The organism is Nocardia coubleae NBRC 108252, assembly GCF_001612805.1.
In the GTDB taxonomy this organism is placed as follows: Bacteria; Actinomycetota; Actinomycetes; order Mycobacteriales; family Mycobacteriaceae; genus Nocardia; species Nocardia coubleae.
Window position 1 is genome coordinate 87,754 of record NZ_BDBD01000024.1, and the last position, 22,736, is coordinate 110,489.

Below are 22,736 nucleotides of genomic sequence, written 5' to 3' on the forward strand. Positions count from 1 at the left end.
TCAGGCCGCGCCCGCGTCGGCGCGACGGTCGGTGATCCGGGGGAACGGGCTGGCCGCTTCCAGCTGGTAGGCCAGGTCGAGCAGGGTTCGCTCCGCGCCGCGCGGGGCGGCCAGCTGCACCGAGCCGGGCAGACCCGTCGGCAGCAGTCCGTGCGGAAGCGAGATGCCCGGTCCCCCACCGACATTGTTGAGCGGCGTGAAGCCGACATAGTCGACGAGCTTGGCGAACAGGTCGTCGAACGGCTGATCCGGCGCCAGCTCACCGATGCGCGGCGCCGGATGCGACAGCACCGGGCTGAGCATCACATCGATATCGGCGAAGTGCCGATCGTAGGCGGCGGTTCCGGCGCGTAGCCGCCATGCGGCCGCCGCGGAACCCAGTGGGTTGCGTTTGGCCATTCCGATCAGGCCGGTGGTGAACGGGTCGAGTTTGCGCGCGTCGAATCGTCCGCGATGACCGAGCCGGAACGACAGCGTCATCGCCGCGGCCATCACCGCCCAGTACTGCTTGAAGTCGTCGACGAAGCGCGGGTCGACCTCCAGCCGCTTCGCGACGATCTCGTGCCCGAGACCCGCGAAGACATGGACGGCCGAATCGAGGACGGCCCGGTTGTCGGGATGCACCGGCCTGCCGAACACGTCGGCGGTGACCACGCCGATGCGCAGTCGTCGCGCACTCGGCCCTTCCACCAGCCCCACCGGCGCCAGTTTCGGGTGGGCACCGAAACTCTCGACCGCGGCCAGGTAATGCGCCGTATCGCGCACCGACCGGGTGAGCACACCCTCGGCCACCAGGTGCACCGGCAGTTTGCGCGCGCCCGGCTGGTCGAGCAGCCGGTACCGGGTGGGTTTCAGTCCCACCAGACCCGTCGCGGCGGCGGGAATGCGAATCGAACCACCGCCGTCGTTGGCATGGGCGATCGGCACCGCCCCGGCCGCGACCAGCGCCGCCGACCCACCCGAGGACGCGCCCGCCGAGAACTCCGGATTCCACGGGTTGCGCGTCGGCGGGCGGTGGACGAACTCGGTGCTCGCGGTGAGCCCGAACTCCGGCAGCGTCGACTTGCCGAGCACGACCACACCCGAGTGCAGGAATTGCGCGGCGGGCCCGCTCGTCGCCGTCACCGGGTGCGGCGTGAACGCGGCCGACCCGTGACAGCTCGGCAGCCCGGCGACATCGGTGTTGTCCTTGACGAACGCGGGCACCCCGGCGAACACGCCGGCGGTTTCGGGTGCCGAGGCGGCCCGTTCGAAGCTGCGCACCTGCACGGCGTCGAGGCGCGGGTCGACGGCCTGGGTCCGGGCGATCGCGGCCTCGATCACCTCGGCCCGGCTCACCTCCCCGGCACGCAGTGCGGCGGCGAGGCCGACGGCGTCGTGGTCGCCGAGGGCGTCGTCGGTGAATCCGTGGACGGCAGAGCTCATGTCCGCAGCCTAATCGCGACCGTACGCGCGGGTAACGAACTTCGGCCAGACAGTGCGGCCCGCCCGGCAGTGGGCGAGCCGCACGAGGGTGTCCCTACTTGGCGGGCGCCGTGAACGGCTGGTTGATCGTGGTGACGTACTGGATCACCGCGCCGATGGCGACCGGCGCGGTGACGAAGATCTGACCCGCGAGCACACCGAGGAAACCGACAGCGGCCGCACCCGCGACACAACCTGCCAGCGGTCCCGCACCGAACAGGGTGAGCAGGGCACCGGTGAGCACGACGCCCGCGGCGGCACCGGCGAGGCAACCGAGGGCCGCGCCGCCGATGCCACCGACGAGGGTGCCGATGGTGGCGCCCATGGAGATGGTGCTCGTCATCCGGGACCAGGCGGCCTGTTCACGGTCGTATTCGGACTTCCACGGCGCCTTGTCCTCGAACGGCAGGGCGACCGGCTTGTACACGGCCTTGTCCATGCTCAGCGCAGGGGTGAGGGTCGCCGTTCGACCGTCGACCCGGGCGTCGATGGGGAACTGGAAGTCGTCGATCGCGAAGGTCAGCGGCGTCGCGCCGACGACGGTGCCCGCGGCGTCGCGCACCTGCAGCGTGCCGTTGTCGACCACCAGCGAACCGTGCTCGATCTCGATGACCGAGGTGGTGCCGTCGGTGTGCGCGGTGTATTCGACCGGCCGCGGTGCCGCGGGTTCCGCCTGGGCGCCGGCTGCGGTGACGGCCAGAGCGGACAGCGAAAGGGCCACGGGCACAGCGATTTTCTTCAAGAACATGGGTGATTCCTCATCGATTTCAGCCGATCGCGGTGACCGGCGGTGGCAATCGTAGCGATAATGGTTATCATTATCATCTCGATGAGGCTGGGAGGTCGTAGTGGGACATCTGCTGATGGTGGAGAGCTGGGTCGGCTCGATGAGCACCCTGCTGCCGCAGGGAATCAAGGACGGCGGACACCGATTCAGCTTCCTGACCAGGGATCTCGGGCATTACCTCCGCCCGGGCACACCGTCGCCGCACCCGCTGCTGGCCGCTGACAATGTGTTCACCGCCGAGACCAACGACGAGGCCGCGCTGCTGCCGTATGTGCGAAAGCTGCACGAGCTCTTCGGTTTCGACGGCGTACTCACCTCGTGCGACTACTACCTGCCGACGGTGGCCGCGATCGCCACCGATCTCGGCCTGCCCGGCCCCGGCCGGGAGGCGGTGACGGCGGCGTGCGACAAGTACCGGACCCGCGAGATCTGTCGCGCCGCCGGAGTTCCCGGACCCGACTTCGCCGTCGCCGAGACGATGGACGAGATTCTCGGCGCCGCAGCTCGATTGGGCTATCCGCTGGTGGTGAAGCCGATCGATCTGTGTGGCGGGATGTTCGTGTGCCGGGTCGACGACGATGCCGAGTTGCGCGCCGCGGTGGAGCGCATCGCCGGGTTCCCGGTGAACGCGCGTGGGCAGCGCAGGTCACCGCAGGTGCTGGTCGAAAGATGTGTGCAGGGACCCGAATTCAGTGTGGAGACGGTGACCGCCGCCGGGCGGACCACTGTCGTCGGGGTGACCGACAAGCAGCTCACCGGCGCCCCCGCCTTCATCGAGTCGGGCCATATGTTCCCGGCCGACCTGTCGGCTACCGATCGCCGGGCCGTCGCCGAGACCGCCGTAGCGGCGGTCGAGGCGCTCGGTCTCGACGCGACCGTCGCCCATACCGAGGTCAAGCTCACAGTCGACGGGCCGTGCCTGATCGAGGTGAACCCACGACCAGCGGGCAACCGGATCACCGAACTGGTCCGCCGGGTCACCGGCATCGACCTCACCAGGGTCCATGTCGAGGCCGTCTTGGGTGGGACACCCGAGCTCACCCCACGGCAGACCGATGCCGGGAGCGCCGCCGTCGCCTTCGCCGTGCCCGACCGGGCAGGCGTGGTGACCCGTGTCGCCGGTGCGGCCGGCTGGGCCGACGATCCGCGCATCGTGGAACACAAACTCCCCGAGCCCGGCGCCGAGATCCGCCCGGCCACCGACAACAACACCTACCTCGGCCACGTCCTCGTAACGTCCGAAAACACCGGCGAGGCAGGCGAACTCGCGAATTTCCTGATCGCCGAGCTGCGTGTCGAGCTCGACGGCGGTGTCGCGTGATCCAGACACACCCCGCCTCGGTGGCCGAGCTCACCATGTGGGCACGGACCGGGCGACTCGGCCCCGACCCCGACACCCTGAAGGCTTCGACCGCCTTTCTCACGACCTACGGCACCAGGCACGCGGGACGCACCCGCGCCTACCGCAACGAGGTGCTCAGCATCCGGGTCGGTGCGGCGGTCGGCTCGTGTGGGCTCGAACCCGGTTCGACTACCGGCGAGCTGATCGACGACTGTGTCGCGGCGACCGTCGGTGACCTGCTCGAACACCAGGTCGGGGCGGTGCGTGTCGCGGCGCTCGATGCCTATCTGATGCATGTTCACCCGCATCCGCAGGCCGCGGGTCTGCACGGTAGCCCCGTGGTGGTGGCGGGGCCGACCTCGTTGACGAAATCGCGGCGCCGCGCGAACACCGTCGTCGATCTGCTCCCTTCCGAGGTCACCAAGGTGCTCGTGGTCGGGGTGGTCGGTTCGCTGCTGGCCGAGTTGCGCGACCGTGGCATCGCCTACGTGCCGTGCGATCTCGCGGGTGGTGTCACCGAGTGGGACGAACCGATCTTCGAGTCCGTGACGGCGGCTCCGTCGGACTACGACGCACTGCTCGTCACCGGAATGACCCTGGGCAACGGCACATTCGACGAATTCCGCGCCATCGCGGGCGAGCGGGGACTACCCCTGGTTCTCTTCGCCCAGACGGGCAGCGCGGTGCTGCCCTGGTTCCTCGGCGCCGGAGTGCACGCGATCTCGGCCGAGCCCTATCCCTTCTTCTCTCTCGACGGTGCCGCGAGCACCCTGGTCACCTACCGGGAGCGCTCATGACCGCACCGCAGCCCGGCCTGCTGCAGCTGATCGGCAACACCCCGGTCGTCCAGGTTCCCACCGGGAACAGCTGGTACACAGCCAAACTCGAATCGGCGAGCATCGCGGGGATGAAGGCCCGTGCGGCGGTCTCGATGATGCGGGCGGCGGCCGCGCGAGGCGACCTCGCGCCGGGCGCCACGATCATCGAATCGACCAGCGGCACTCTCGGATTAGGCCTTGCTTTGGCAGGCAAGGCGCTCGGTCACCCGATCGTGCTCGTGGTCGACGACGAACTGGAACCGGACCTGCGCGGTCTCTTCTCGGCGTTCGGCATCACCCTCGAGGTGGTCACCACCCCGCACCCGACCGGCGGCTGGCAGCAGGCCCGGCTCGACCGGCTGGCCGAACTGCTGGCCGCGACACCCGGCGCGTACTGGCCCGACCAGTACGACAACCCCGACAATGCCGGTGGCTACCAGGCCATGGGCGCGGAGATCCTCGCGCAGGTCGACGACGTCGATGTGCTCGTCGCCTCGATCGGTTCCGGCGGCCACTGTGCGGGGCTCACCCGCGTCCTGCGCACCCGCTGGCCTCGGCTGCGGGTGGTCGGCGTCGACGCCGTCGGCTCCCGCATCTTCGGGCAACCGGACCGCCGCAGGCTCATGCGCGGCCTCGGCAGCAGCATCCTGCCCCGCAACGTGGCCTATGCCGACTTCGACGAGGTGCACTGGGTCGGCGCCGCCGAAGCCGTCGCGTCCTGCCGCGCACTCGCGGCCCACACCGGAATCGCGGGCGGCTGGAGCACCGGCGCCGCCGCCTTGGTCGCCGGCTGGATCGCCGACCGCGAGCCGGATTCCCGCGTACTCACCGTCTTCCCCGACGGCCCCCACCGCTACCTCCGAACCATCTACAACGACACCTGGTGCGGCGCGAACGGCCTGTTCGCCCCTCCCGCAACAGAACCCACAACCATCCCGACCCCCGACAGCGCCGAGGTCAGCGGCTGGGGGCGTTGCACAGTGGTCCGCGACCCCGCCCCCGCGCCGACCGATCCCGCCACCGCAGTGCACGACGACGCTGCCGAGGTGCTCGGGTGAGGACGACGTTTCTCGCGCTGCCCAAGGGCGTGCGGTTGCTGCTGGTCAATCATCTGGTCGGGCATATCGGTTTCTATCTGTTGATCCCGTTTCTCGCCGACTATTTGCTGCACGACCTCGCGCTGTCGGCGGCGGTGGTCGGTGTCGTGCTCGGAGTGCGCAATCTGAGTCAGCAGGGCCTGTTTCTCGTCGGGGGGTCGGCGGCGGATCGGCTGGGGGCGCGGGGCGTGATCATGGTGGGGCTGGCCGTGCGGGCGCTCGGGTTCGCGTTGTTCGCACTCGGTGGTTCACTGCCGGTGGTGCTCGCGGCGGCGATCCTCACGGGTTTCGCGGGCGCGCTGTTCAATCCGGCCGTGCGCGCGTATATCGCCACCGACAGTGGTTCGCGGTCGGCGGAGGCGTTCGCTCTGTTCAATGTGTTCGGCAACGCTGGTTCGGCGATCGGGCCGGTGCTGGGGACCGTGCTGATCGCGGCGGGCTTCCGGATATCCGCGCTGGTCGCCGCCGTGATTTTCGTAGTGCTGGCGGTGGTTCAGTGGGTACTGCTGCCCGCGCGCCCGGTGCCCGCGCACGAGAGCGGGATCGGCGCCGACTTCACGACCGTGTTCACCGATCGCCGTTTCTGGGCGTTCACCCTCGCCCTGATGCCGATGTTCGCGTTACAGAGCCAGATCTATTTTCTGCTCACGTTGCAGGCACAGGACAGCGCCGATCCCCGGTACCGCGCCGGGGCGGTGGCCGCGCTGTTCGTGGTGGAGACCATAGCCGTTGTGGCCCTGCAGGTTCGGGTCACCACGGTGCTCATCCGCCGGCCTCGGCGCGGGCCCGCGATGGCGGCGGGGATGGCGATCATGGGCGTGTCGTTCCTGATCGCACCGGCCGCCGCGGGTGTTGTCACAGGCGTGGGCAGCGGACTCGCGGGGACCGTACTGCGGGTCGTTCCCGTGGTGGCGGGCGCGGTGGTGCTGGCCATCGGGGTCACGGCAGTGCAGCCGTTCGTGAACGAGTCGATCGGCCGCTTCGCCGGAAACCGGCTCACCGGAACCTATTTCGGGGCGTTCTACCTGGCATCGGGACTGTTCACCGTGGTCGCGACATCCCTGAGCGGCGCGGTGCTCGACTGGGCGGGCGGGTCGCTCACCTGGCCGCCCGCACTGCTGTGCGCCGGGACGGGTGTGCTGTCCGCGGTCGCGATCCTCGGCTTGCATCGGCGGGCCGTGCTGCCCGATGCCGATATCGCTCACTCGGGAGACCGCACATGACTGATCCCCGCCACCCGGTGCGCGAGTGGCGCACGCCTTTTATCGAGCACCGGACACCGCCGACGGCCGACACTCCGGGTATCGGCGTCGGCCGCGCCAACGGCAGTTGCGGGGAACTGCTGCAGGGCGTGCTCGACGGGGACCGCCACTTCCTCGTCACGCTGCCCATCCAGCGCGGCTCCGTCGCCGTCTTCGAACCAGGCGGTGACGACATCACCGTCGTCCCCGGGCACAAGTCGAAGGCTCGGCGCCTGGCGAGCGCGATGGTGGCGCGCTCACGGGTGCTGCGCGGCGGACGACTCACCGTGCGCAGCGAATTGCCCGAGGGCAAAGGCTTGGCCAGCTCCACCGCCGACCTGGTGGCGACGGCTCGCGCGGTCGCCGATGCCGAAGGCCGCACGGTCGGCCTCACCGAACTCGAAGCCGACCTGCGTGCCATCGAGCCCTCCGACGGGGTGATGTATTCCGGCACGGTCGCCTACTTCCATCGGGAGGTGCGTCTGCACACCCGGCTGGGTGCGCTGCCGCCGCTGACCATCGTCACCGGCGACGAGGGCGGCGTGGTCGACACCGTCGAATTCAACCGCACCGAACCGTCTTTCGGCCCCGGGCACCAGCGCGAATACGCCGGATTGCTCGACGAACTCGGTGTCGCGATCGTGCGCGGGGACGTGACGGCGATCGGCGCGGTGGCCACCCGCAGTGCTGTGCTGAGTGCCGCGTTCCGCCACCGCCCGCATCTGGACTCGACCATCCGGGAAGCGCGCGCACTCGGCGCGGTGGGTGTCGTCGTCGCGCACAGCGGCACGACGACCGGAATCCTGCTGAGCGAGAATGACCGCGACTACCGCACCAAACTCGCTGCCGCGGAGCAGCTCTGCGCTTCGTTCGGCTGCGCGGTGAGCGTGCATCACACCCGCCGACCGGTCCGGGGACACCGGCTTCCGCACGAGCGCCTCCCGAGCAGAGAGCTACCCGCATGATCACCATCGAACAGGTCCGCTTCGGCTACGGCGGACGAATCACCTTGGACAACATCAGCTTTCGCGCCGACCCGGGCAGCACCGTCGGGTTGATCGGCCCGAACGGATCGGGCAAGTCGACGCTGTTACGCCTGCTGTACCGCGCCCTGCGCCCCGCTGGTGGGACCATCACGATCGATGCCACCCCGGTCGGCACACTGCGCGGACGTGATCTCGCCACGCGCCTGGCCGTCGTCGCCCAGGAATCACCACCGGACACACCGATCACGGTCGCCGAGACGGTTCTGCTCGGCCGGGCGCCGTGGGTCGGTGCCTTCCAAGGATATTCACGCGCCGACCGCATCACCGCGGCCGCCGCCCTCGCCCGTGTCGGCGCCCGTGACCTGGCCGACCGCCCCTTCGCGACCCTGTCCGGTGGCGAGCGGCAGCGCGTCCTCATCGCCCGCGCCCTGGCCCAACAGGCCGACCACCTGCTCCTCGACGAACCGACCAACCACCTCGACATCCGCTACCAACACGAACTGCTCGCCCTGGTCCGCGGCCTCGACAAGACGACGACCATCGTCGTCCTGCACGACCTGAACCTGGCCGCCCGCTACTGCGACCACCTGGTCCTGCTCGACAACGGCCGCGTCGCCGCCGCGGGCCGGGTCGACGAGGTCCTCACCCCCGAAACCCTCGAACCCGTCTACCACATCCCCGTCCGCCGCACCACCGCCTTCGGCGCCACCCAACTCCTCTTCGGGCCGTCGGACGATGCGGAAGAACACAACCCGGTTGTCGCGGAGGCCGCCGAAATCCACCCCACGCCGGCTGACCACACTCCCGGCGGCGCAGCAGAACTCACCGATGACGGCCCCGAGGGGTCACCGTCGATGACCGAGACCCGAGAGGCGGCGACGCGATGACCGCGACACTGGAGGTCGAGCAGATCGTCGACGACCTCGATCACGCACGGCACCGCACGCGCACCGTGCTGCTGATCGGCGGATTGCTCATCGCACTCGCCGTCACCGTGCTGGTGGCGGCCGGGCTCGGGCCGGTGGCCGTTCCGCCGGGCACCGTCGCCCGGATCATCGGCCACCACACGTTCGGCCGGCCGGTGACTCCCGATTGGACCACCGCGCAGGACTCGATCGTCTGGCTCGTCCGGGTGCCGCGCGTACTGCTCGGCGCGCTCGTCGGCGCCGCATTGGCGATCACCGGCGCCGTTCTGCAGACCATCGTGCGCAATGTGCTCGCCGATCCGCACATTCTCGGCGTCACCTCGGGCGCCTCGACCGGTGCCGCCGTCTACCTGCTGTTCGGTGTGAGTGCGGCGGCGACCTCCGCCGCACTCGCGGCGAGTGCGTTCATCGGGGCACTGATCGCCACGGTGCTGCTGTTCGCCATCTCCCGGATCAACGGGCAGCTCACCTCGCTGCGCCTGCTGCTCGGCGGGGTGACCATCGGCTACATCTTCTCGGCCGCCACGAGCTTTCTGATCTTCGCCTCCGACCGCCCCGAAGGCGCGCGGACCGTGCTGTTCTGGCTGCTCGGCTCACTCGCCCCGGCGGCCTGGTCCTCGGTGGCGACCACCGTCGCCGTGGTCGCGGGCGCCCTGCTCGCGGTGCTGCTGATGGCGCCACGCCTGGACGCGCTCGCAGCGGGTGACGATACCGCGCGCACGCTCGGCTTCGCCCCGAATCGAATCCGGTTGTGGGCATTGTTGATCGTCGCGCTCGCCGTCGGCGCGGTGGTGGCCGTCGCGGGGGCGATCGGCTTCGTCGGGCTCATCGTTCCGCACGTCGCGCGGCTGTGCGTCGGCGGAACCCACCGGCACCTGCTGGTGGTGAGTGCCCTGCTCGGCGCGCTGTTCCTGGTGATCGCCGATGTGGGCGCCCGCACCGTTTTCGCACCGCGCGAACTGCCCATCGGCATCGTCACCGCCGCCGTCGGCGCGCCCCTGCTCCTGCTGCTGATCCGCCGCTCCCGCGCCTCCTGATTTCTGCTCCATCGAAAGGAATACCGATCACCGTGTTCACAGGTGTCTCCTCCGCACGTCACCGTGCGATCCCCGCCCTCGCGCTGCTCACCGCCGTGGTCACCGGTTGCGGTGCGCCCGCACCGGCCACCAGCACGGCGGAAGACGGCTTCCCCCTGACTGTTTCGAGTTGTGGGCGTGATGTCACCTTCACCGCGCCCCCGCAGCGGGTCGTCACCGTCGGTTCCATCGCCGCGCCGACGATCGCCGCCGCCGGTGCCGCCGACCGCATCGTCACCCGCACCTTCGAAGCCGCCGCCTTCCCGGGCCAGTACGGTGATGCCCTGAAAGGCATCGAGATCACCGCGCCGACAGCCGAACTCGCTCGCGAGGAGATCATCGCCCGCTCCCCCGACCTCGTGGTGAGCGTCGAGGGACTGTCGGTGACCCCCGACGACCTGGCCCAGGTGAACATCCCGCTGATCGTCACCCGTGGCTACTGCCGCGACGCGGCGGGCACCTTCGAGGACGTCTTCGCCGACATCTCGCTCTACGGCAAGCTCTTCGGCACCGCGGACGCCGCCGATGCCGAAGTCGCCACGCTGCGGCAGCGGGTGCGAGCGGTCACCGAAAAGCACAGCGGCACAACTGCTCCTCGACGCGCCGCGGCACTGATCCTGTCGCGCGACGGGGCCCAGCTCAAGGCCTACGGCTCGCAGAGCACCGTCCACGAACAGATGCGCATCCTCGGCCTGTCCAACATCTACGGCGACATCGCCAAACGCAATTTCGAAGCCAACACCGAAACGCTCATCGCCCAGGACCCCGAGGTGATCATCCTGCTCACCCAGGGCGACCAGACCCCCGAATCGGTGCGAACCACCCTTCGCCAGCGCCCCGAGCTGGCCGGGCTGCGCGCCATCCGCGACAACCGGATCATCGTCGCACCCTTCGGCTACACCGGTCCGGGACCGGTCGCCGTCGAAGGTCTCGAAGTGCTCGACCGCGAACTGGCGGGCCTGCGATGACCGCGACCACCACCGACTATCTCGTCCGCCCGGCCGGTCCCGCCGACCTGACCGGCGCGCGCAGCGTCATGCTCGACACCTTCTACCAGGTGTTCGGCATCGGCTACCTGCCCGAACACCACCACGACGTGATCGACCTCGACGCCACGTACCTGCGTCACCCGCGCAATCGGCTGTGGGTGGCCGAGCACGAGGGAGTCGTCGTCGGCACCACCGCGATCCGCGCGAAGGGACCTGCGCACCCACCCCATCCGGCCGAGCTGGCACGCCGCTATCCCGACGACACCACCGCCCAGCTGTTCCGGGTCTACGTCCGGCCCGAACACCACCGGCGTGGGCTGGCCACCCGACTCGTCACCGCTGCCGTCGAAACCGTCCGGGCCACACCGGAATTCGACCGGCTGTACCTGCACACCGACGCACGGACTCCGGGCGCCCTGGAGTTCTGGCTCACCTTCGGCCACATCGTGCACGACGCGCGCGGTCCGCACGACGGGTTCCAGACGGTGCACCTCGAGATCCCCCTCGACCGGCCGAATCGAGAACTGGCGCGGTGACGGCACACACGGCACTATCGAACTCGTGGAACAGCAGCGAAACCGCCCGCGTTCGGGTGCCGTGTCGTGACCGTGCTCGCACCGGGAGAGAACCGGCCCGCGCCGGGCGATGAGCTGACCGTCACCGTGGCCTGTTCGGCCCCGGTCGACGTGTCGGCCCTGTTGCTCGACACCGCGGGCAAGGTGCGCTCCGACGCCGACTTCGTCTTCTTCAACCAGCCGACCGGGCCGGGTGTGGTGTACCGGCACGGCAACGGCGGACCCGACATCGTGCAGGTGAAGACCTCCGCACTGCCCGCCGACGTGGACAAGGTGGTGGTCACGGCAAGCCTCGACGGACGCGGACCCGCCACCTTCGCCACCGTCGGCAACCTCACCGCCACCATCCAGTCCGGGCCGACCGCCCTGACGTTCCCCGTCTCCGGGCTCACCACCGAGAGCGGTGTGGTGTGCGTGGAGATCTACCGGCGCGGCGCGGCGTGGAAGGTGCGCGCCATCGGCCAGGGATACGACGACGGGCTCGCGGGCATCGCGTCGGCCTACGGGGTGAACCTCGACGACGAACCGGAACCCGCCGCGCACCAAGGGAATACGACGCTTCCCGCGAACCCGCCGCAGCATCCCGGCGCCCCGATGCCTCCCGGGCAGCCCCCGGTGGGCGGGGGCCACCCCCTGCCTGGTCACGGCCTTCCCGGGCAGTTCGCACCTCCCGGACCACCTGGCGCGTACCCACCACCTGGACAGGCCCCGGCCCCCGGACAAGGCGCCTACGCCCCTGCGCCCGGACATGCACCAACCCCCGGACCGGCCGCCTACCCGCCGCCCGGGCAGTTCCCCCCGCCTGGTCAACCGGGTTCCCCACCACCCGCTCACCCTGGTGCGCAACCTTCGTACGCCTCTCAGCAAGGAGTCCCGCCCGTGCACAGCGACCTGTTCGACCCCTCGCATGCCGAGGTCAACGGCCTCGGTATCCAGAAGCAGGGCGGCAAGATGGTCAAGGTCGGGTTGAACGGGGAGGTGATGGCGCGGTCCGGGTCGATGGTGGCCTACCAGGGTGACCTGAAATTCGAAGCGCTCGGCTCCGGCGGCATCGGCCGCGCGATCCGGCAGCACCTCACCGGCGAAGGTGTGCCGTTGATGAAGGTGAGCGGGCGCGGCGACCTGTTCCTGGCCAACAGCGCCGCGGACGTGCACATCATCGACCTCGACGGCTCCGACGGTCTCACCATCAACGGCGCCAACGTCCTCGCCTTCGACTCCACCCTGCGCTACGACATCGGCCGGGTACAGGGCGCGGCCGGAATCGCCTCCAACGCCGGCCTTTTCAACTGCGTCTTCACCGGCCGCGGCCGCATCGCCATCACCACCCACGGCACCCCGGTCGTCCTCACCGTCGACCAGGCCACCTACGCCGACCCCAACGCCGCCGTAGCCTGGTCCTCCAGCCTGCAGACCGGCATCAAACGCAACGACTCCTTCGGCCTCGGCCGCCTCATCGGCCGCAGCACCGGCGAAGCGAGCACCCTGTCGTTCTCCGGCCGCGGCTTCGTCATCGTCCAGCCCTCCGAACTCCCACCCGGCGGCCTCCTCGGCGGCACCGGCGGCGGCCAGCAAGCAGGCACCGGCGGCAGCCTCTTCGGCTGACACACACGAAACCGCCCTGGTTCGCTCGGAACCAGGGCGGTTTTGCGCGTATGGAAGGAGTGCCTACGACCCCGCGCGCTCCTTGCGGGCCTGCCTCCGGGCCTCGCGCATCTCGTTGAGTTCCTGTTCCAGGCTCTCGGCGATGCGGAACTGGCCGGTGTCGTAGATGCTGGTCGGTTCGATGGCCTCGTAGCCGAAGTTGGCTTCGGCAAAGGCCTTTTCGACGCGAGCCTCGATATCGGAGATCGTGCTCTTGCGGGCGGCGGGGACCGAATCGGTGGTCTTCACCTGCTCGACCGGCTTGGGCGTTTCCTTCACCGGCTCGGCCGCGGCAACGACGGTCTTCTTCGCCGTAGCCTTGTCACCCGAGGACGGCTTGCCGATGCCGAAACGCTTGCGCTTCTCGGCCGGCCTTCCGTTGGAAACCGGCTCGGACGGGGTCCAGGCGGGTTCGCGGGTGACCGGGGCGGTCACCGACGGCGCGGGCGGCGCCGACTCGATGCGGGTGCTTCCGGTCATCGGCGGGGTGTAGGTGAGGCGCACGCCGTCGACGGCCTGGCGGTTGAGGATGCTCTCGGCGGGGTCGGGCAGGTCCCTGACCTGGCTGGTGGCCCGGGTGATCGCCAGGCCGTACCTGGCACTCACCGCGTCGTGGATGAGCAGCGCGACACCGATCATCACCGGAGCGACAGCGTGCACGGCGGCGTCGTACCAGCGGCCGTCACGCACATAGGGGTAGGTGTTGAGCGTGACGGTGAGCGAGAGCAGCGCCATCTCGGCCAGCGCCACCTGGCGCCGGTTGTCGATGACGCCCCATTCGGCCACCTTGTTGGTGCCGACCATGATGATGATCAGACACACGCTGATCATGGCCTCGAGCAGGTAACTGAACCAGAACAGCGGGTCCGTCGGGCCGCCGGGCGCGATGTTCTGCTGCACGTTCACCGCCGACCACAGCATGCCCGCGGCGACCACGCCCGCCAGCGCCTTCAGTGACCAGGACCGGTGCCGATACAGCGAGGCGAGTTTGGCGTGCGGGCTCGATTCGCGCCGCTGGGCGGCCATCGCCTTCCTGGCGAGCAGCAGATCTCGCATGTCGGCCTTCTCGATAGCTTCGGTGGTCTGCCTTGCACGGTCCGAGGCCTGCGCCATCGCCTGGGTGTGTTTCCAGCGCTGTTCGCGATCCTGTTCACGGATGCGTTCGGCGAGTTCACGTTCGGCGCGCAGTTCGTCCTCGGACAGGGCGTCGGTGAGCGCCGGGTCGAACTGGTAGGCGAGTCGTCCGCGCGCCCGTTCGACGCGCTGGGCGAGCTGGCTGACGTCGTCCTCGAGGGGCGATTCGCTGGTCATGCCAGACCACCGCCCCGGGATCGCGATGGCAGACAGGTGAGCACACGTGTGAACGGCACACGCCATTCTTAGTGCATTCACCCTCCGGCGCGAAACCGATGCTCCCACACCACTGCCCAAACGCGGCGCGCCGCGAGCGACACGCGCATTTCACACCTGCGGCCGAAACAGCCCACTTTTCACTTCACTGCGGCTCAAATGTTGTCGAACACCGTTCGCCACCCCGATCGAAGCCGCTATTGTCACTCCGCCAATATTGGTACACACTGTATCCGTAACCACCGGTCACGCCTGAGGCCGGTGCTGTGCCGAGCCGTAATAAGGAGACTCGATGGCCGCCAATCGGTCCAGCTGGATGAACGAGGATCTGGACGCCCTGCGCGACCTCGCCCGCGCCTTCCTGGCCAAGGAACTCGTCCCGAATATCGACAAGTACCGCGAGCAGCACCATGTGGATCGCGACCTGTGGAACAAGGCGGGCGAAGTCGGTCTGCTCTGTCTGTCGATCCCGGAGGAGTACGGCGGCGGTGGCGGCACCTTCGCCCACGAGGCGGTGTTGATGGAGGAGCAGGCGCGCGCCGTCGACACCTCGTGGGGCGTGAGCCTGCACAACGGCATCGTCGCCCACTACCTGCTCGCCTACGGCACCGAGGAGCAGAAGAAGCAGTGGCTGCCCAAGATGGCCTCCGGTGAGGTCGTCGGCGCCATCGCCATGACCGAGCCCGGCACCGGCTCCGACCTGCAGGCCGTGAAGGCCAAGGCGATCCGCGACGGCGACGAGTACGTCATCAACGGCTCCAAGACCTTCATCACCAACGGCGCCCAGGCCGACCTCATCATCGTGGTCGCCAAGACCGACCCCACCCAGGGCGCGTCCGGCGTCTCGCTGGTGCTGGTCGAGGCCGACCGCGAGGGCTTCCGTCGCGGCCGCGTGCTCGACAAGATCGGCCAGAAGGGCCAGGACACCTCCGAGCTGTTCTTCGAGGACGTGCGCGTGCCGGTGAGCAACCTGCTCGGCACCCAGGAGGGCCAGGGCTTCGTCCAGCTCATGCAGCAGCTGCCCCAGGAGCGCCTGATCGTGGCCCACGGTGCGGTCGCGGGCATGGAGGTCGCGCTCGAGCACACGCTGCGCTACACGAAGGAGCGCGAGGCGTTCGGCCGCCCGGTGTTCGGTTTCCAGAACACCAAGTTCAAGCTGGCCGAGGTCGCCACCGAGGCCCGCATCGCGCGCGTGTTCATCGACGACTGCATCGAGAAGCACCTGCGCGGCGAACTCGACATCCCCACCGTCGCGATGGCCAAGTGGTGGTGCACCGACAAGGCGATGCAGATCGCCGACACCTGCCTGCAGCTGTTCGGTGGCTACGGCTACATGAACGAGTACCCGATCGCGCGCATGTGGGTGGACAACCGCGTGCAGCTGATCTACGCGGGCACCAACGAGATCATGAAGGAGATCATCGCGCGCAGCCTGTAGGACCGCGGGCGCAACCGTCCGACCTATCCGTATCCGCGACCGGGACGAATGTTCTTCGGAAAGCGGTACGAACAGGACAGGACGGTGCGGCGAAACGTGGACAGGGAACCGGGACTGCCTGCCCGCACCGACATGATGCGTGCCGTGTGCGGGGTCACCGGGTCCGCCGACCCCGTGCTCGCGGCCGCGCACGAACTGGCGGCCCTGCACGAACGCCGCGAACAGCTGGTGCCCGGCGACACCAGCGACATCGATTGGGAGCGTGCCCGGTTGGTCTGCGAGATCGACCGCTGGGTGCTGCTCCGCTCGCCGAAACCACCGACCACGGCGCCGATGCACACCGAGAGCATCGGCGCCGTCGTCGATCGCATGGCCCATTTCGCCGCGCTCACCTATCGGGCGCTGGCCTGCGGCGCCGAGGCCGAGTTGCGCGCCGCCCAGCAGCGGCTGCACGAATTGGCCTGCGGCTACGACGATCTCGTCGCCGAGGTGGCCAACGGCACGCGCCGCCTGCCCGACTGCTCCGACGACGCCCCCGGCAGCGGCCGCGACCAGGCCGACCAGCATCGGCCGGGCACCGAATAGCCTTCTTCAATACATTCGCAGCGCGACCAGCCGCCAGGTGTCCTTGCCCGATTCGATCCGTCCGGCGATGGCGAGGGTGCGGTCGCCCCGTTGATACAGGGCGAACACCTCGGCTGCTCCCGGTTCGGCCGAGGTCTGCCGGACACGCGTGAGATTGGCGGCGCCCAATCCCTTTCCGGGAACCAGATCCTGGGCGAGCATGGTGGCGACCGCCGACACCACCAGCGGATCGGCGAAGGGTCGCAGATGCGTGACCGACCGCCGCCGGTCGAGGACTTCGAGCACCCACCGCAGCACCTGCTCGGCGAATCGCATTGTCTCCGTGGGCGCTTCGACCACCGGCGGCTGCGCCACACAGGCACCGCGTACCGCGCGCCTGATCCCGGCGGGCGTGCCGTGCCCGGACCGCCGCGTGCGCGCCCGGGTAACCCGATGCGGCACAACCTCTTCCGATCGCCCGCCGTACTCCAAGCGCGGCTCACAGTGCGGCGCGGGCAACAACGACGTTCCATCCATCGACCCAGACATGGGCTGTCCCCTCGAGTCCCGCCCACACACTCCCCAGTGCTGGCGCACAGCATGCCACGACCCTCCGACAAGTGTGCGCGGAACCGAGGCGGACAGGCTGGTCAGAACAGTGTCATCGGTTCCTCGGTCCCGCCCGCGGGTTGCGGTGGGAGTTCGGGAACCACCGCGGCGACCTCGGCGTGGAACCGGCGGGCCAGGTCGCGGGCGGCCGCATTGTCGGGCGTGTGCACGAAGACCGTCGGCGACCGGCCTTCCCGCATCCACTGCGCCACCGTCGCCACCCAGGGCTCCCACCCCGCCACCGTGCGCTCCTCGTCGGAACGGCCGTGATAGCGCACGATCGGATACTCGGTGAGCGCGCGGGTACGCCTTGGCACCCGAGGCTTCTTCGCCCGTGCCTCCACCTCGGCCGCGTCGGCCGACGGCCCGTCGAACAGCACCGTCGTATCGAAGGGCACCCATTCGGCGCCGATTCGCCCGAGCACCCGTTCCAGCTGCACGGCGGCGTGGTCGTCGGTGAAGAAGGCCGGGTGCCGCACCTCGACGGCGCAGCGCAGACCCGAGGGCAGCTCACGCTGGAACCGGGCGAGCGCGCCGAGATCTCCGGGACCGAACGAGGCGGGCAGCTGCAGCCACAGCGCGTGCACCCGGGAACCGAGGGGCGCCATCACGTCCAGGAAGGCGGCGAGTTCGGCGCGCGCGTCGACGAGCCTGCGTTCGTGGGTGATCGCCCTCGGCGGTTTGAGGACGAACCGGAAGTCCGGCGCCGTCTGACGCGCCCAGGATTGCACCGTCGACGCCGAGGGGGTCGCGTAGAAGGTCGTATTGCCCTCCACGGCGCCGCAGTGCGCGGCGTAGGAACGCAGCTTCTCGGCCGACGCGGGCCACTGCGGATGAGTCCACATCGCACACCCCACCCGCAGCTCACGCACTACCCGACCGTATTACAGCGAGCGCCCGTCCCTAAAATGAGACCGGTTGCCACCATTTCGCCCGTGCGCGTTTCCCCGGTGCGCGCACGACGGAAAGGGCCTGTGATGGCGATTCTCACCAGCGAGCGGCCCCGTGCTGTCCCGGCGACCCGCGCCTGGCAGGCGGTCTCGGCCGCCGTGGTGGCGATCGCCTGGGGCGGCAACGAGTTCACCCCGTTGCTGGTGATGTACAAGGGGCACGGGCTGGCCGCCACGGCCGTCGATCTGCTGCTCTTCTACTACGTGCTCGGCATCGTGCCCGCCCTGCTCATCGGCGGTCCGCTGTCGGACCGCTTCGGCAGGCGCCCGCTCATGCTGCCCGCCCCGCTGATCGCCGCGGCCGGTTCGCTGTTGCTGGCGGCGGGGGCGTCGTCGGTGCCGATGCTCGCGGCCGGGCGGATGCTGTGCGGTGTCGCGCTCGGGCTGGCGATGGCCGTCGGCGGCAGCTGGCTCAAGGAATTGTCCGGGCCGGGCGTCGGTGCTCGGCGCTCGGCGATGAGCCTGACCGCCGGTTTCGCCCTCGGCGCGGGTGTGGCGGGCGTGCTCGCGCAGTGGGGTCCGCTGCCCGATTCCACCGCGTATCTGGTCAATGTGGCGCTGTGTGTCCTGGCCACGGTCTGGCTGGTGCGAGCGCCGGAAACCGTGCGGCGACAGACACATCCGGCCCGGTTGCTCGACGATCTGAAGATCCCCGCCGCAGGTCACCGCCGCTTCCTGCGGGTCGCGGTGCCCGTGGCCCTGTGGTTGTTCACCGCCAACGCCACCGCCTACGCCGTGCTGCCCACGCTCATGCTCGGGCAGGTCGCCCAGGCCCCGATCGCGTTCTCGGCCCTGGTCACCATGGTCACGCTCGGCTGTGGTTTCACCATCCAGTCGGTCGCGCGCCGCATCGATCGGCCCGGCACCGCCCGCGCCGCGGTGCTCGCGCTCGTGCTGCTCACCGCCGGCATGCTGTTCGCGGCGTGGACCGCGTCGACCCTCACCATCGGCGCGACGCTGCTCACCGCCGTCGTTCTCGGCAGCGGTTACGGCATCGGTCTGGTCGCGGGACTGCAGCAGATCGAGCGGATCGCGGGCCCCGGTGACCTGGCCGGGCTCAACGCGGTGTTCTATTCGGTGAGTTACCTCGGTTTCGGTGTGCCCGCGATCCTGTCGGCGCTGCACGGCAGCTTCGGGTTCGGTTATCCCGCCATGTATCTGGTGACCGCGGTGATCGCCGCGGCCTGCCTCGCGCTGGTCGCGGCCAACTATCGTGAACGGGTATGAGCACCGACCCGGTCGAAACCCTGCATCGCTGGGCTGATTCGGGCGCGATCTGGCGGGTGCTCACCCGCCGCGCCGACAGCGTCACCATCGGTTTGTTCGAATGCACCGGCGGCCAGGAGGTCGACCGGTTCACCTCCGCCGACCCCGCGCTGCTGCGGTTCCTCGGCGAACGGACGAGCAGCGATAGCTGACCGATACTCTCCGCCGGGCTAGGCTGGGTTCGTTATCGCTTCACACCCCGTCGGCCGTCCCTCGGCCGGATCGTCAAGTGAGGAGAGATCATGTCGGCACCTGCCAAGGGACTGGCCGCGGGAACCTGGGTCATCGACCCCGCCCACTCCAGCCTCGAATTCTCGGTTCGTCACCTCATGGTGAGCAAGGTGCGCGGCCGGTTCACCGACTTCTCCGGCACCCTCGTCGTCCACGACGACGGCACCGCCGACACCGAAGCCGAGATCCAGGTCGCCTCACTCACCACCGACAACCCCCAGCGTGACGCCCACCTGGCCACCGCCGACTTCTTCGACGCCGCCAACTATCCGACCGCCACCTTCAAGGCCACCGGATTCAAGGCCCTGAGCAGCGAATTCAGCGTCACCGGCGATTTCACCGTGCGTGGCATCACCCACCCGGTCACCCTCGACGTGGAGTTCCTCGGCACCGGCCCCGGCATGGCCGACGCGCCGGTCGCCGGTTTCACCGCGACCGCCACCGTGAACCGCCGCGATTTCGGCCTCACCATCGACATGCCGATGGCCGACGGCGGCGCGGTGATCGGCGACAAGATCAACCTGTCCCTCGACATCGAGGTCGGCCTGCAGAGCTGAGCGGAACCGGACCGAGGGAGGGGCAGATGATCCGACAACGTTGTTCGGCCGCGCTGGCCGCCGTGCTCGTGCTGCTGCTGGTCGCGGCCTGCGGCGGCTCGACCACCGACTCCGGGTCCTCGACCGACGCTCCGCCCGAGGCCGTGGTCTCGGTGTCGCCCGAGTCGGGCGCCACCGAGATCGACCCGCTGGCCCCGGTCCGGGTCAGCACCAGCGAAGGCACGCTCACCTCGGTCACGATGACCAATGAGCAGGGCAACGAGGTCGAGGGCGTCTTCACCCCCGACCGCACCGCCTGGAAGCCGACCGAACCCCTCGGCTACGGCCGCACCTACACGATCACCGCCGCGACCGACCGCGGCACCGAACCGACCACCTCGACGTTCACCACGCTGGCCCCCAACAACCAGACCAAGGTGTATTTCCGCACCACGGGCGGCACGGCCCTGTCACCGCAGGGGACCTTCGGCGTCGGCACGGTTGTCGTCGCCCATTTCGACGAGAACGTGCCGGATCGCGCCACCGCCGAACGGCACCTGTCGGTCACCACCGACCCGCCCGTCACCGGCTCCTGGTACTGGCTCGACGACCGCAACGCCCACTGGCGCCCGCAGAACTACTACGAGCCGGGTACCCGCGTGACGCTCGCCGCCGACATCTACGGCAAGGACCTCGGCGGCGGCCTCTACGGCCAGGAGGACACCGAGACCAGCTTCACCATCGGCGCGTCCCACGTCTCGATCGTCGACGACACGACCAAACAGGTCCAGGTCTACGAGAACGGCACCCTCGTGCGCACCATGCCGACCTCGATGGGTCGCGGCGGCAGCGAGGAGGTCGCGGGCAAGACCATCTCCTTCTGGACCCAGCCCGGTGTCTATACGGTGATGGACAAGGCCAACCCGGTGGTGATGGACTCCTCCACCTACGGTCTGCCCGTGAACTCGCGCCTCGGCTACAAGGAGACCATCGGCTGGGCGACCAGGATCAGCACCGACGGTATCTACCTGCATCAACTCGACGACACCATCTGGGCGCAGGGCAACACCAACGTCTCGCACGGCTGCCTCAACCTCAGCGGGGAGAACGCGCGCTGGTTCTACGAGTTCTCCCAGCCCGGCGATGTGGTGGAGATCCGCAATACCGGCGGCGCACCGCTCGAAGTGTGGCAGAACGGTGACTGGAGCGTGCCCTGGGACCAGTGGCTGGCGGGTAGTGCCCTGAGGTGAACCGGATCGATGAACCACCGGCGCCCTGGCCGCGCCGGCAGCCGCCCAGGCGTATCGGCGCCCCACCCGTCCCCCGGTCGACCAACCATGCCCGCTTGCGCCGCATCGGCTCGATCGCCACCAGGATGTTCGTCGCCGCCGTCGCGCTCGCGGTGCTGGCGGGTACCGGCCTCGCCTGGTCGGCGAAGAACGGTTTCGATGCCGGTTTCCTGCACTCCGACGCGCTGGGCGACGACGCGCCGCGCTCGCTCGACGGCGCGGTCAACATCTTGCTGATCGGCCTGGACACCCGCAAAGACCTCGACGGCAAGGACCTGCCGAAAGCGATCCTCGATCAGCTGCACGCCGGCGACGGCAGCGAAGGCGGTTACAACGCCAATTCACTGATCCTGCTGCACATCCCGGCCGACATGAGCAAGATCGTCGCCTTCTCCATCCCCCGCGACAACTATGTGGCGGTCACCGGCATCCCCGGCTACTCGCGCATCAAGATCAAAGAGGCGTACGGCCTGAAAAAGGCTGTGGTGCAGGCGAAACTGATGGAGCAGGGCGTCGACGACCCCGTGGAACTCGAGCGCCGCAGCCGGGAGGCGGGCCGCGAATCCATCGTCACCACGGTGCGCAACCTGGTCGGGGTGCCGATCGACCGGTTCGCCGAGATCTCGCTCGCCGGGTTCTACGACCTGGCCGACGCGGTGGGCGGCGTCGATGTGTGCCTGACCAACGCCGTCGACGACAGCGAGTTCTCCGGCGCGGTGTTCCCGGCGGGCCGTCAGCATCTCGACGCGTCCCAGGCCCTCGCGTTCGTGCGTCAGCGCCACGGTCTGCCCAACGGCGACCTCGACCGCACCCACCGTCAGCAGGCCTTCCTCACCTCGGTTGCCAAGTCGCTCAAGGACTCCGGCACGCTCACCGATCTGAGCAAGCTGTCCGCCCTGATGGATGCCGCGCACCGCGACATCGTGCTGTCGCAGGGCTGGGACTTGTTCGAATTCGTCCGCGATCTCGGTGCGGCGGGCAGCATCCCGGTCGAGTTCCGCACCCTGCCGGTGCTGCGCTACGACGTGATCGACGGTCAGGACGTCAATATCGTCGACCCGGCGGCCATCAAACGCGAGGTGCGTGCGGCTTTCGGTCAGCAGGCCCCGACAACCACTGTGGCGGCGAATCCCGATGCCGTGGTTGATGTGCACAATCTCGGCTCGACGACCGGGCAGGCTGCCCTGGTGTCGAAGATGCTGACAGCGCGCGGCTACGGCCAGGGCGAGGTCGGCGGCGGTGACGGCAACGACGAGCCCTATTCGGCGGTCACCTACGGCCCCGGTGCCATCCATGACGCCCGTGCTGTCGCCGAAATCCTCGGTGGGCTACCGGTTTCCGCGTCACCCTGGGTGGAGGACGGCCATGTGCGCGTCATCCTCGGCACCGACTTCACTCCCCCGGCCGAACTCAGCCCGACCACCACCACCCGCCCCGTCACCACGACAACCAGCGTCGCCGGACAGCCCCTGCCGGACGCCGGGAAACCACTCACCACCAATATCGGCGACACGATCCCCTGCGTGAACTGAGCCGCTCTACGGCTGACGACAAACGG

Annotated in this window: 22 protein-coding genes; 17 read left to right on the forward strand and 5 right to left on the reverse strand. The window is 69.3% G+C overall.

Annotation, left to right across the window (positions count from 1 at the left end):
• Nucleotides 1-1,425: an amidase gene (locus tag NCO8_RS25065; RefSeq protein WP_067642664.1), complete on the reverse strand. Its 1,425-nt coding sequence runs from the start codon at nt 1,423-1,425 to the stop codon at nt 1-3.
• 94 nt (nt 1,426-1,519) lie between these two features.
• Nucleotides 1,520-2,212 carry a DUF8020 domain-containing protein gene (locus NCO8_RS25070; protein WP_067642667.1) on the reverse strand — a complete coding sequence of 231 codons (693 nt, stop codon included), beginning with the start codon at nt 2,210-2,212 and terminating at the stop codon, nt 1,520-1,522.
• A 100-nt stretch (nt 2,213-2,312) separates the two neighbouring features.
• Between NCO8_RS25070 and NCO8_RS25075 the strand changes: the two genes are divergently transcribed.
• The 10 genes from NCO8_RS25075 to NCO8_RS25120 all read left to right on the forward strand — a co-directional run bounded on the left by NCO8_RS25075 (nt 2,313) and on the right by NCO8_RS25120 (nt 12,906).
• Nucleotides 2,313-3,572, forward strand: a complete 1,260-nt coding sequence (locus tag NCO8_RS25075) for an ATP-grasp domain-containing protein (protein WP_157105088.1) — start codon at nt 2,313-2,315, stop codon at nt 3,570-3,572.
• Nucleotides 3,569-4,390, forward strand: coding sequence for a hypothetical protein (locus NCO8_RS25080; protein WP_245655487.1), 822 nt, complete (start codon nt 3,569-3,571; stop codon nt 4,388-4,390). The genes NCO8_RS25075 and NCO8_RS25080 overlap by 4 nt, the downstream gene beginning before the upstream one ends.
• Nucleotides 4,387-5,469, forward strand: a complete 1,083-nt coding sequence (locus NCO8_RS25085) for a PLP-dependent cysteine synthase family protein (RefSeq protein ID WP_067642670.1) — start codon at nt 4,387-4,389, stop codon at nt 5,467-5,469. Before NCO8_RS25080 ends, NCO8_RS25085 begins: the two co-directional genes overlap by 4 nt.
• Nucleotides 5,466-6,731 carry an MFS transporter gene (locus NCO8_RS25090; protein WP_067642673.1) on the forward strand — a complete coding sequence of 422 codons (1,266 nt, stop codon included), beginning with the start codon at nt 5,466-5,468 and terminating at the stop codon, nt 6,729-6,731. Before NCO8_RS25085 ends, NCO8_RS25090 begins: the two co-directional genes overlap by 4 nt.
• Nucleotides 6,728-7,714 carry a GHMP family kinase ATP-binding protein gene (locus tag NCO8_RS25095; RefSeq protein ID WP_084457453.1) on the forward strand — a complete coding sequence of 329 codons (987 nt, stop codon included), beginning with the start codon at nt 6,728-6,730 and terminating at the stop codon, nt 7,712-7,714. The genes NCO8_RS25090 and NCO8_RS25095 overlap by 4 nt, the downstream gene beginning before the upstream one ends.
• Nucleotides 7,711-8,622 (forward strand): ABC transporter ATP-binding protein, encoded by a 912-nt coding sequence (locus tag NCO8_RS25100; RefSeq protein ID WP_084457454.1) that lies wholly within the window; start codon nt 7,711-7,713, stop codon nt 8,620-8,622. The genes NCO8_RS25095 and NCO8_RS25100 overlap by 4 nt, the downstream gene beginning before the upstream one ends.
• Nucleotides 8,619-9,698 (forward strand): FecCD family ABC transporter permease, encoded by a 1,080-nt coding sequence (locus tag NCO8_RS25105; protein WP_067642676.1) that lies wholly within the window; start codon nt 8,619-8,621, stop codon nt 9,696-9,698. Before NCO8_RS25100 ends, NCO8_RS25105 begins: the two co-directional genes overlap by 4 nt.
• A 32-nt stretch (nt 9,699-9,730) precedes the next feature.
• Nucleotides 9,731-10,705, forward strand: coding sequence for an ABC transporter substrate-binding protein (locus NCO8_RS25110; RefSeq protein WP_067642679.1), 975 nt, complete (start codon nt 9,731-9,733; stop codon nt 10,703-10,705).
• Nucleotides 10,702-11,262 carry a GNAT family N-acetyltransferase gene (locus NCO8_RS25115; RefSeq protein ID WP_067642682.1) on the forward strand — a complete coding sequence of 187 codons (561 nt, stop codon included), beginning with the start codon at nt 10,702-10,704 and terminating at the stop codon, nt 11,260-11,262. Before NCO8_RS25110 ends, NCO8_RS25115 begins: the two co-directional genes overlap by 4 nt.
• Before the next feature lie 66 nt (nt 11,263-11,328).
• Nucleotides 11,329-12,906: an AIM24 family protein gene (locus NCO8_RS25120; RefSeq protein ID WP_067642685.1), complete on the forward strand. Its 1,578-nt coding sequence runs from the start codon at nt 11,329-11,331 to the stop codon at nt 12,904-12,906.
• 63 nt (nt 12,907-12,969) lie between these two features.
• Here the strand turns inward: NCO8_RS25120 and NCO8_RS25125 are convergent, their stop codons facing one another.
• Nucleotides 12,970-14,256 (reverse strand): hypothetical protein, encoded by a 1,287-nt coding sequence (locus NCO8_RS25125; RefSeq protein ID WP_067642689.1) that lies wholly within the window; start codon nt 14,254-14,256, stop codon nt 12,970-12,972.
• 331 nt (nt 14,257-14,587) lie between these two features.
• On the opposite strand from NCO8_RS25125, the gene NCO8_RS25130 reads away from it, so the two are divergent.
• Both NCO8_RS25130 and NCO8_RS25135 read left to right on the forward strand, forming a co-directional pair.
• Nucleotides 14,588-15,733 carry an acyl-CoA dehydrogenase family protein gene (locus NCO8_RS25130; RefSeq protein ID WP_067642692.1) on the forward strand — a complete coding sequence of 382 codons (1,146 nt, stop codon included), beginning with the start codon at nt 14,588-14,590 and terminating at the stop codon, nt 15,731-15,733.
• Between the two features lie 96 nt (nt 15,734-15,829).
• Nucleotides 15,830-16,318, forward strand: coding sequence for a DUF4254 domain-containing protein (locus NCO8_RS25135; protein WP_167353330.1), 489 nt, complete (start codon nt 15,830-15,832; stop codon nt 16,316-16,318).
• A 6-nt stretch (nt 16,319-16,324) separates the two neighbouring features.
• Here NCO8_RS25135 and NCO8_RS25140 read toward each other — a convergent pair whose 3' ends face one another.
• Together NCO8_RS25140 and NCO8_RS25145 are read right to left on the reverse strand one after the other, a co-directional pair.
• The gene (locus NCO8_RS25140) at nt 16,325-16,633 is read right to left on the reverse strand and encodes an Rv3235 family protein (protein WP_067496918.1); all 309 of its coding nucleotides are present in this window, start codon (nt 16,631-16,633) and stop codon (nt 16,325-16,327) included.
• Between the two features lie 314 nt (nt 16,634-16,947).
• Nucleotides 16,948-17,778, reverse strand: coding sequence for a DUF72 domain-containing protein (locus NCO8_RS25145; RefSeq protein WP_245655488.1), 831 nt, complete (start codon nt 17,776-17,778; stop codon nt 16,948-16,950).
• Nucleotides 17,779-17,883: 105 nt separating this feature from the next.
• Between NCO8_RS25145 and NCO8_RS25150 the strand changes: the two genes are divergently transcribed.
• From NCO8_RS25150 to NCO8_RS25170, 5 genes are all read left to right on the forward strand, one after another.
• Nucleotides 17,884-19,083 carry an MFS transporter gene (locus NCO8_RS25150; RefSeq protein ID WP_067642701.1) on the forward strand — a complete coding sequence of 400 codons (1,200 nt, stop codon included), beginning with the start codon at nt 17,884-17,886 and terminating at the stop codon, nt 19,081-19,083.
• The gene (locus tag NCO8_RS25155) at nt 19,080-19,274 is read left to right on the forward strand and encodes a hypothetical protein (protein ID WP_067642705.1); all 195 of its coding nucleotides are present in this window, start codon (nt 19,080-19,082) and stop codon (nt 19,272-19,274) included. Before NCO8_RS25150 ends, NCO8_RS25155 begins: the two co-directional genes overlap by 4 nt.
• A 90-nt stretch (nt 19,275-19,364) precedes the next feature.
• Nucleotides 19,365-19,910 carry a YceI family protein gene (locus NCO8_RS25160; RefSeq protein ID WP_067642708.1) on the forward strand — a complete coding sequence of 182 codons (546 nt, stop codon included), beginning with the start codon at nt 19,365-19,367 and terminating at the stop codon, nt 19,908-19,910.
• Nucleotides 19,911-19,936: 26 nt separating this feature from the next.
• The gene (locus tag NCO8_RS25165; RefSeq protein WP_067642711.1) at nt 19,937-21,139 is read left to right on the forward strand and encodes a L,D-transpeptidase; all 1,203 of its coding nucleotides are present in this window, start codon (nt 19,937-19,939) and stop codon (nt 21,137-21,139) included.
• 125 nt (nt 21,140-21,264) lie between these two features.
• Nucleotides 21,265-22,710, forward strand: coding sequence for an LCP family protein (locus tag NCO8_RS25170; RefSeq protein ID WP_084457461.1), 1,446 nt, complete (start codon nt 21,265-21,267; stop codon nt 22,708-22,710).
• Nucleotides 22,711-22,736: the final 26 nt, after the last annotated feature.

What these genes read in the sequence shown, in the direction of transcription:
- NCO8_RS25065 (WP_067642664.1), bottom strand. Translation starts at nt 1,425, where the DNA reads ATGAGCTCTGCCGTCCACGGATTCACCGACGACGCCCTCGGCGACCAC.
- NCO8_RS25070 (WP_067642667.1), bottom strand. Translation starts at nt 2,212, where the DNA reads ATGTTCTTGAAGAAAATCGCTGTGCCCGTGGCCCTTTCGCTGTCCGCT.
- NCO8_RS25085 (WP_067642670.1), top strand. Translation starts at nt 4,387, where the DNA reads ATGACCGCACCGCAGCCCGGCCTGCTGCAGCTGATCGGCAACACCCCG.
- NCO8_RS25095 (WP_084457453.1), top strand. Translation starts at nt 6,728, where the DNA reads ATGACTGATCCCCGCCACCCGGTGCGCGAGTGGCGCACGCCTTTTATC.
- NCO8_RS25100 (WP_084457454.1), top strand. Translation starts at nt 7,711, where the DNA reads ATGATCACCATCGAACAGGTCCGCTTCGGCTACGGCGGACGAATCACC.
- NCO8_RS25105 (WP_067642676.1), top strand. Translation starts at nt 8,619, where the DNA reads ATGACCGCGACACTGGAGGTCGAGCAGATCGTCGACGACCTCGATCAC.
- NCO8_RS25115 (WP_067642682.1), top strand. Translation starts at nt 10,702, where the DNA reads ATGACCGCGACCACCACCGACTATCTCGTCCGCCCGGCCGGTCCCGCC.
- NCO8_RS25125 (WP_067642689.1), bottom strand. Translation starts at nt 14,256, where the DNA reads ATGACCAGCGAATCGCCCCTCGAGGACGACGTCAGCCAGCTCGCCCAG.
- NCO8_RS25130 (WP_067642692.1), top strand. Translation starts at nt 14,588, where the DNA reads ATGGCCGCCAATCGGTCCAGCTGGATGAACGAGGATCTGGACGCCCTG.
- NCO8_RS25140 (WP_067496918.1), bottom strand. Translation starts at nt 16,633, where the DNA reads ATGCGATTCGCCGAGCAGGTGCTGCGGTGGGTGCTCGAAGTCCTCGAC.
- NCO8_RS25150 (WP_067642701.1), top strand. Translation starts at nt 17,884, where the DNA reads ATGGCGATTCTCACCAGCGAGCGGCCCCGTGCTGTCCCGGCGACCCGC.
- NCO8_RS25155 (WP_067642705.1), top strand. Translation starts at nt 19,080, where the DNA reads ATGAGCACCGACCCGGTCGAAACCCTGCATCGCTGGGCTGATTCGGGC.
- NCO8_RS25160 (WP_067642708.1), top strand. Translation starts at nt 19,365, where the DNA reads ATGTCGGCACCTGCCAAGGGACTGGCCGCGGGAACCTGGGTCATCGAC.
- NCO8_RS25165 (WP_067642711.1), top strand. Translation starts at nt 19,937, where the DNA reads ATGATCCGACAACGTTGTTCGGCCGCGCTGGCCGCCGTGCTCGTGCTG.
- NCO8_RS25170 (WP_084457461.1), top strand. Translation starts at nt 21,265, where the DNA reads ATGTTCGTCGCCGCCGTCGCGCTCGCGGTGCTGGCGGGTACCGGCCTC.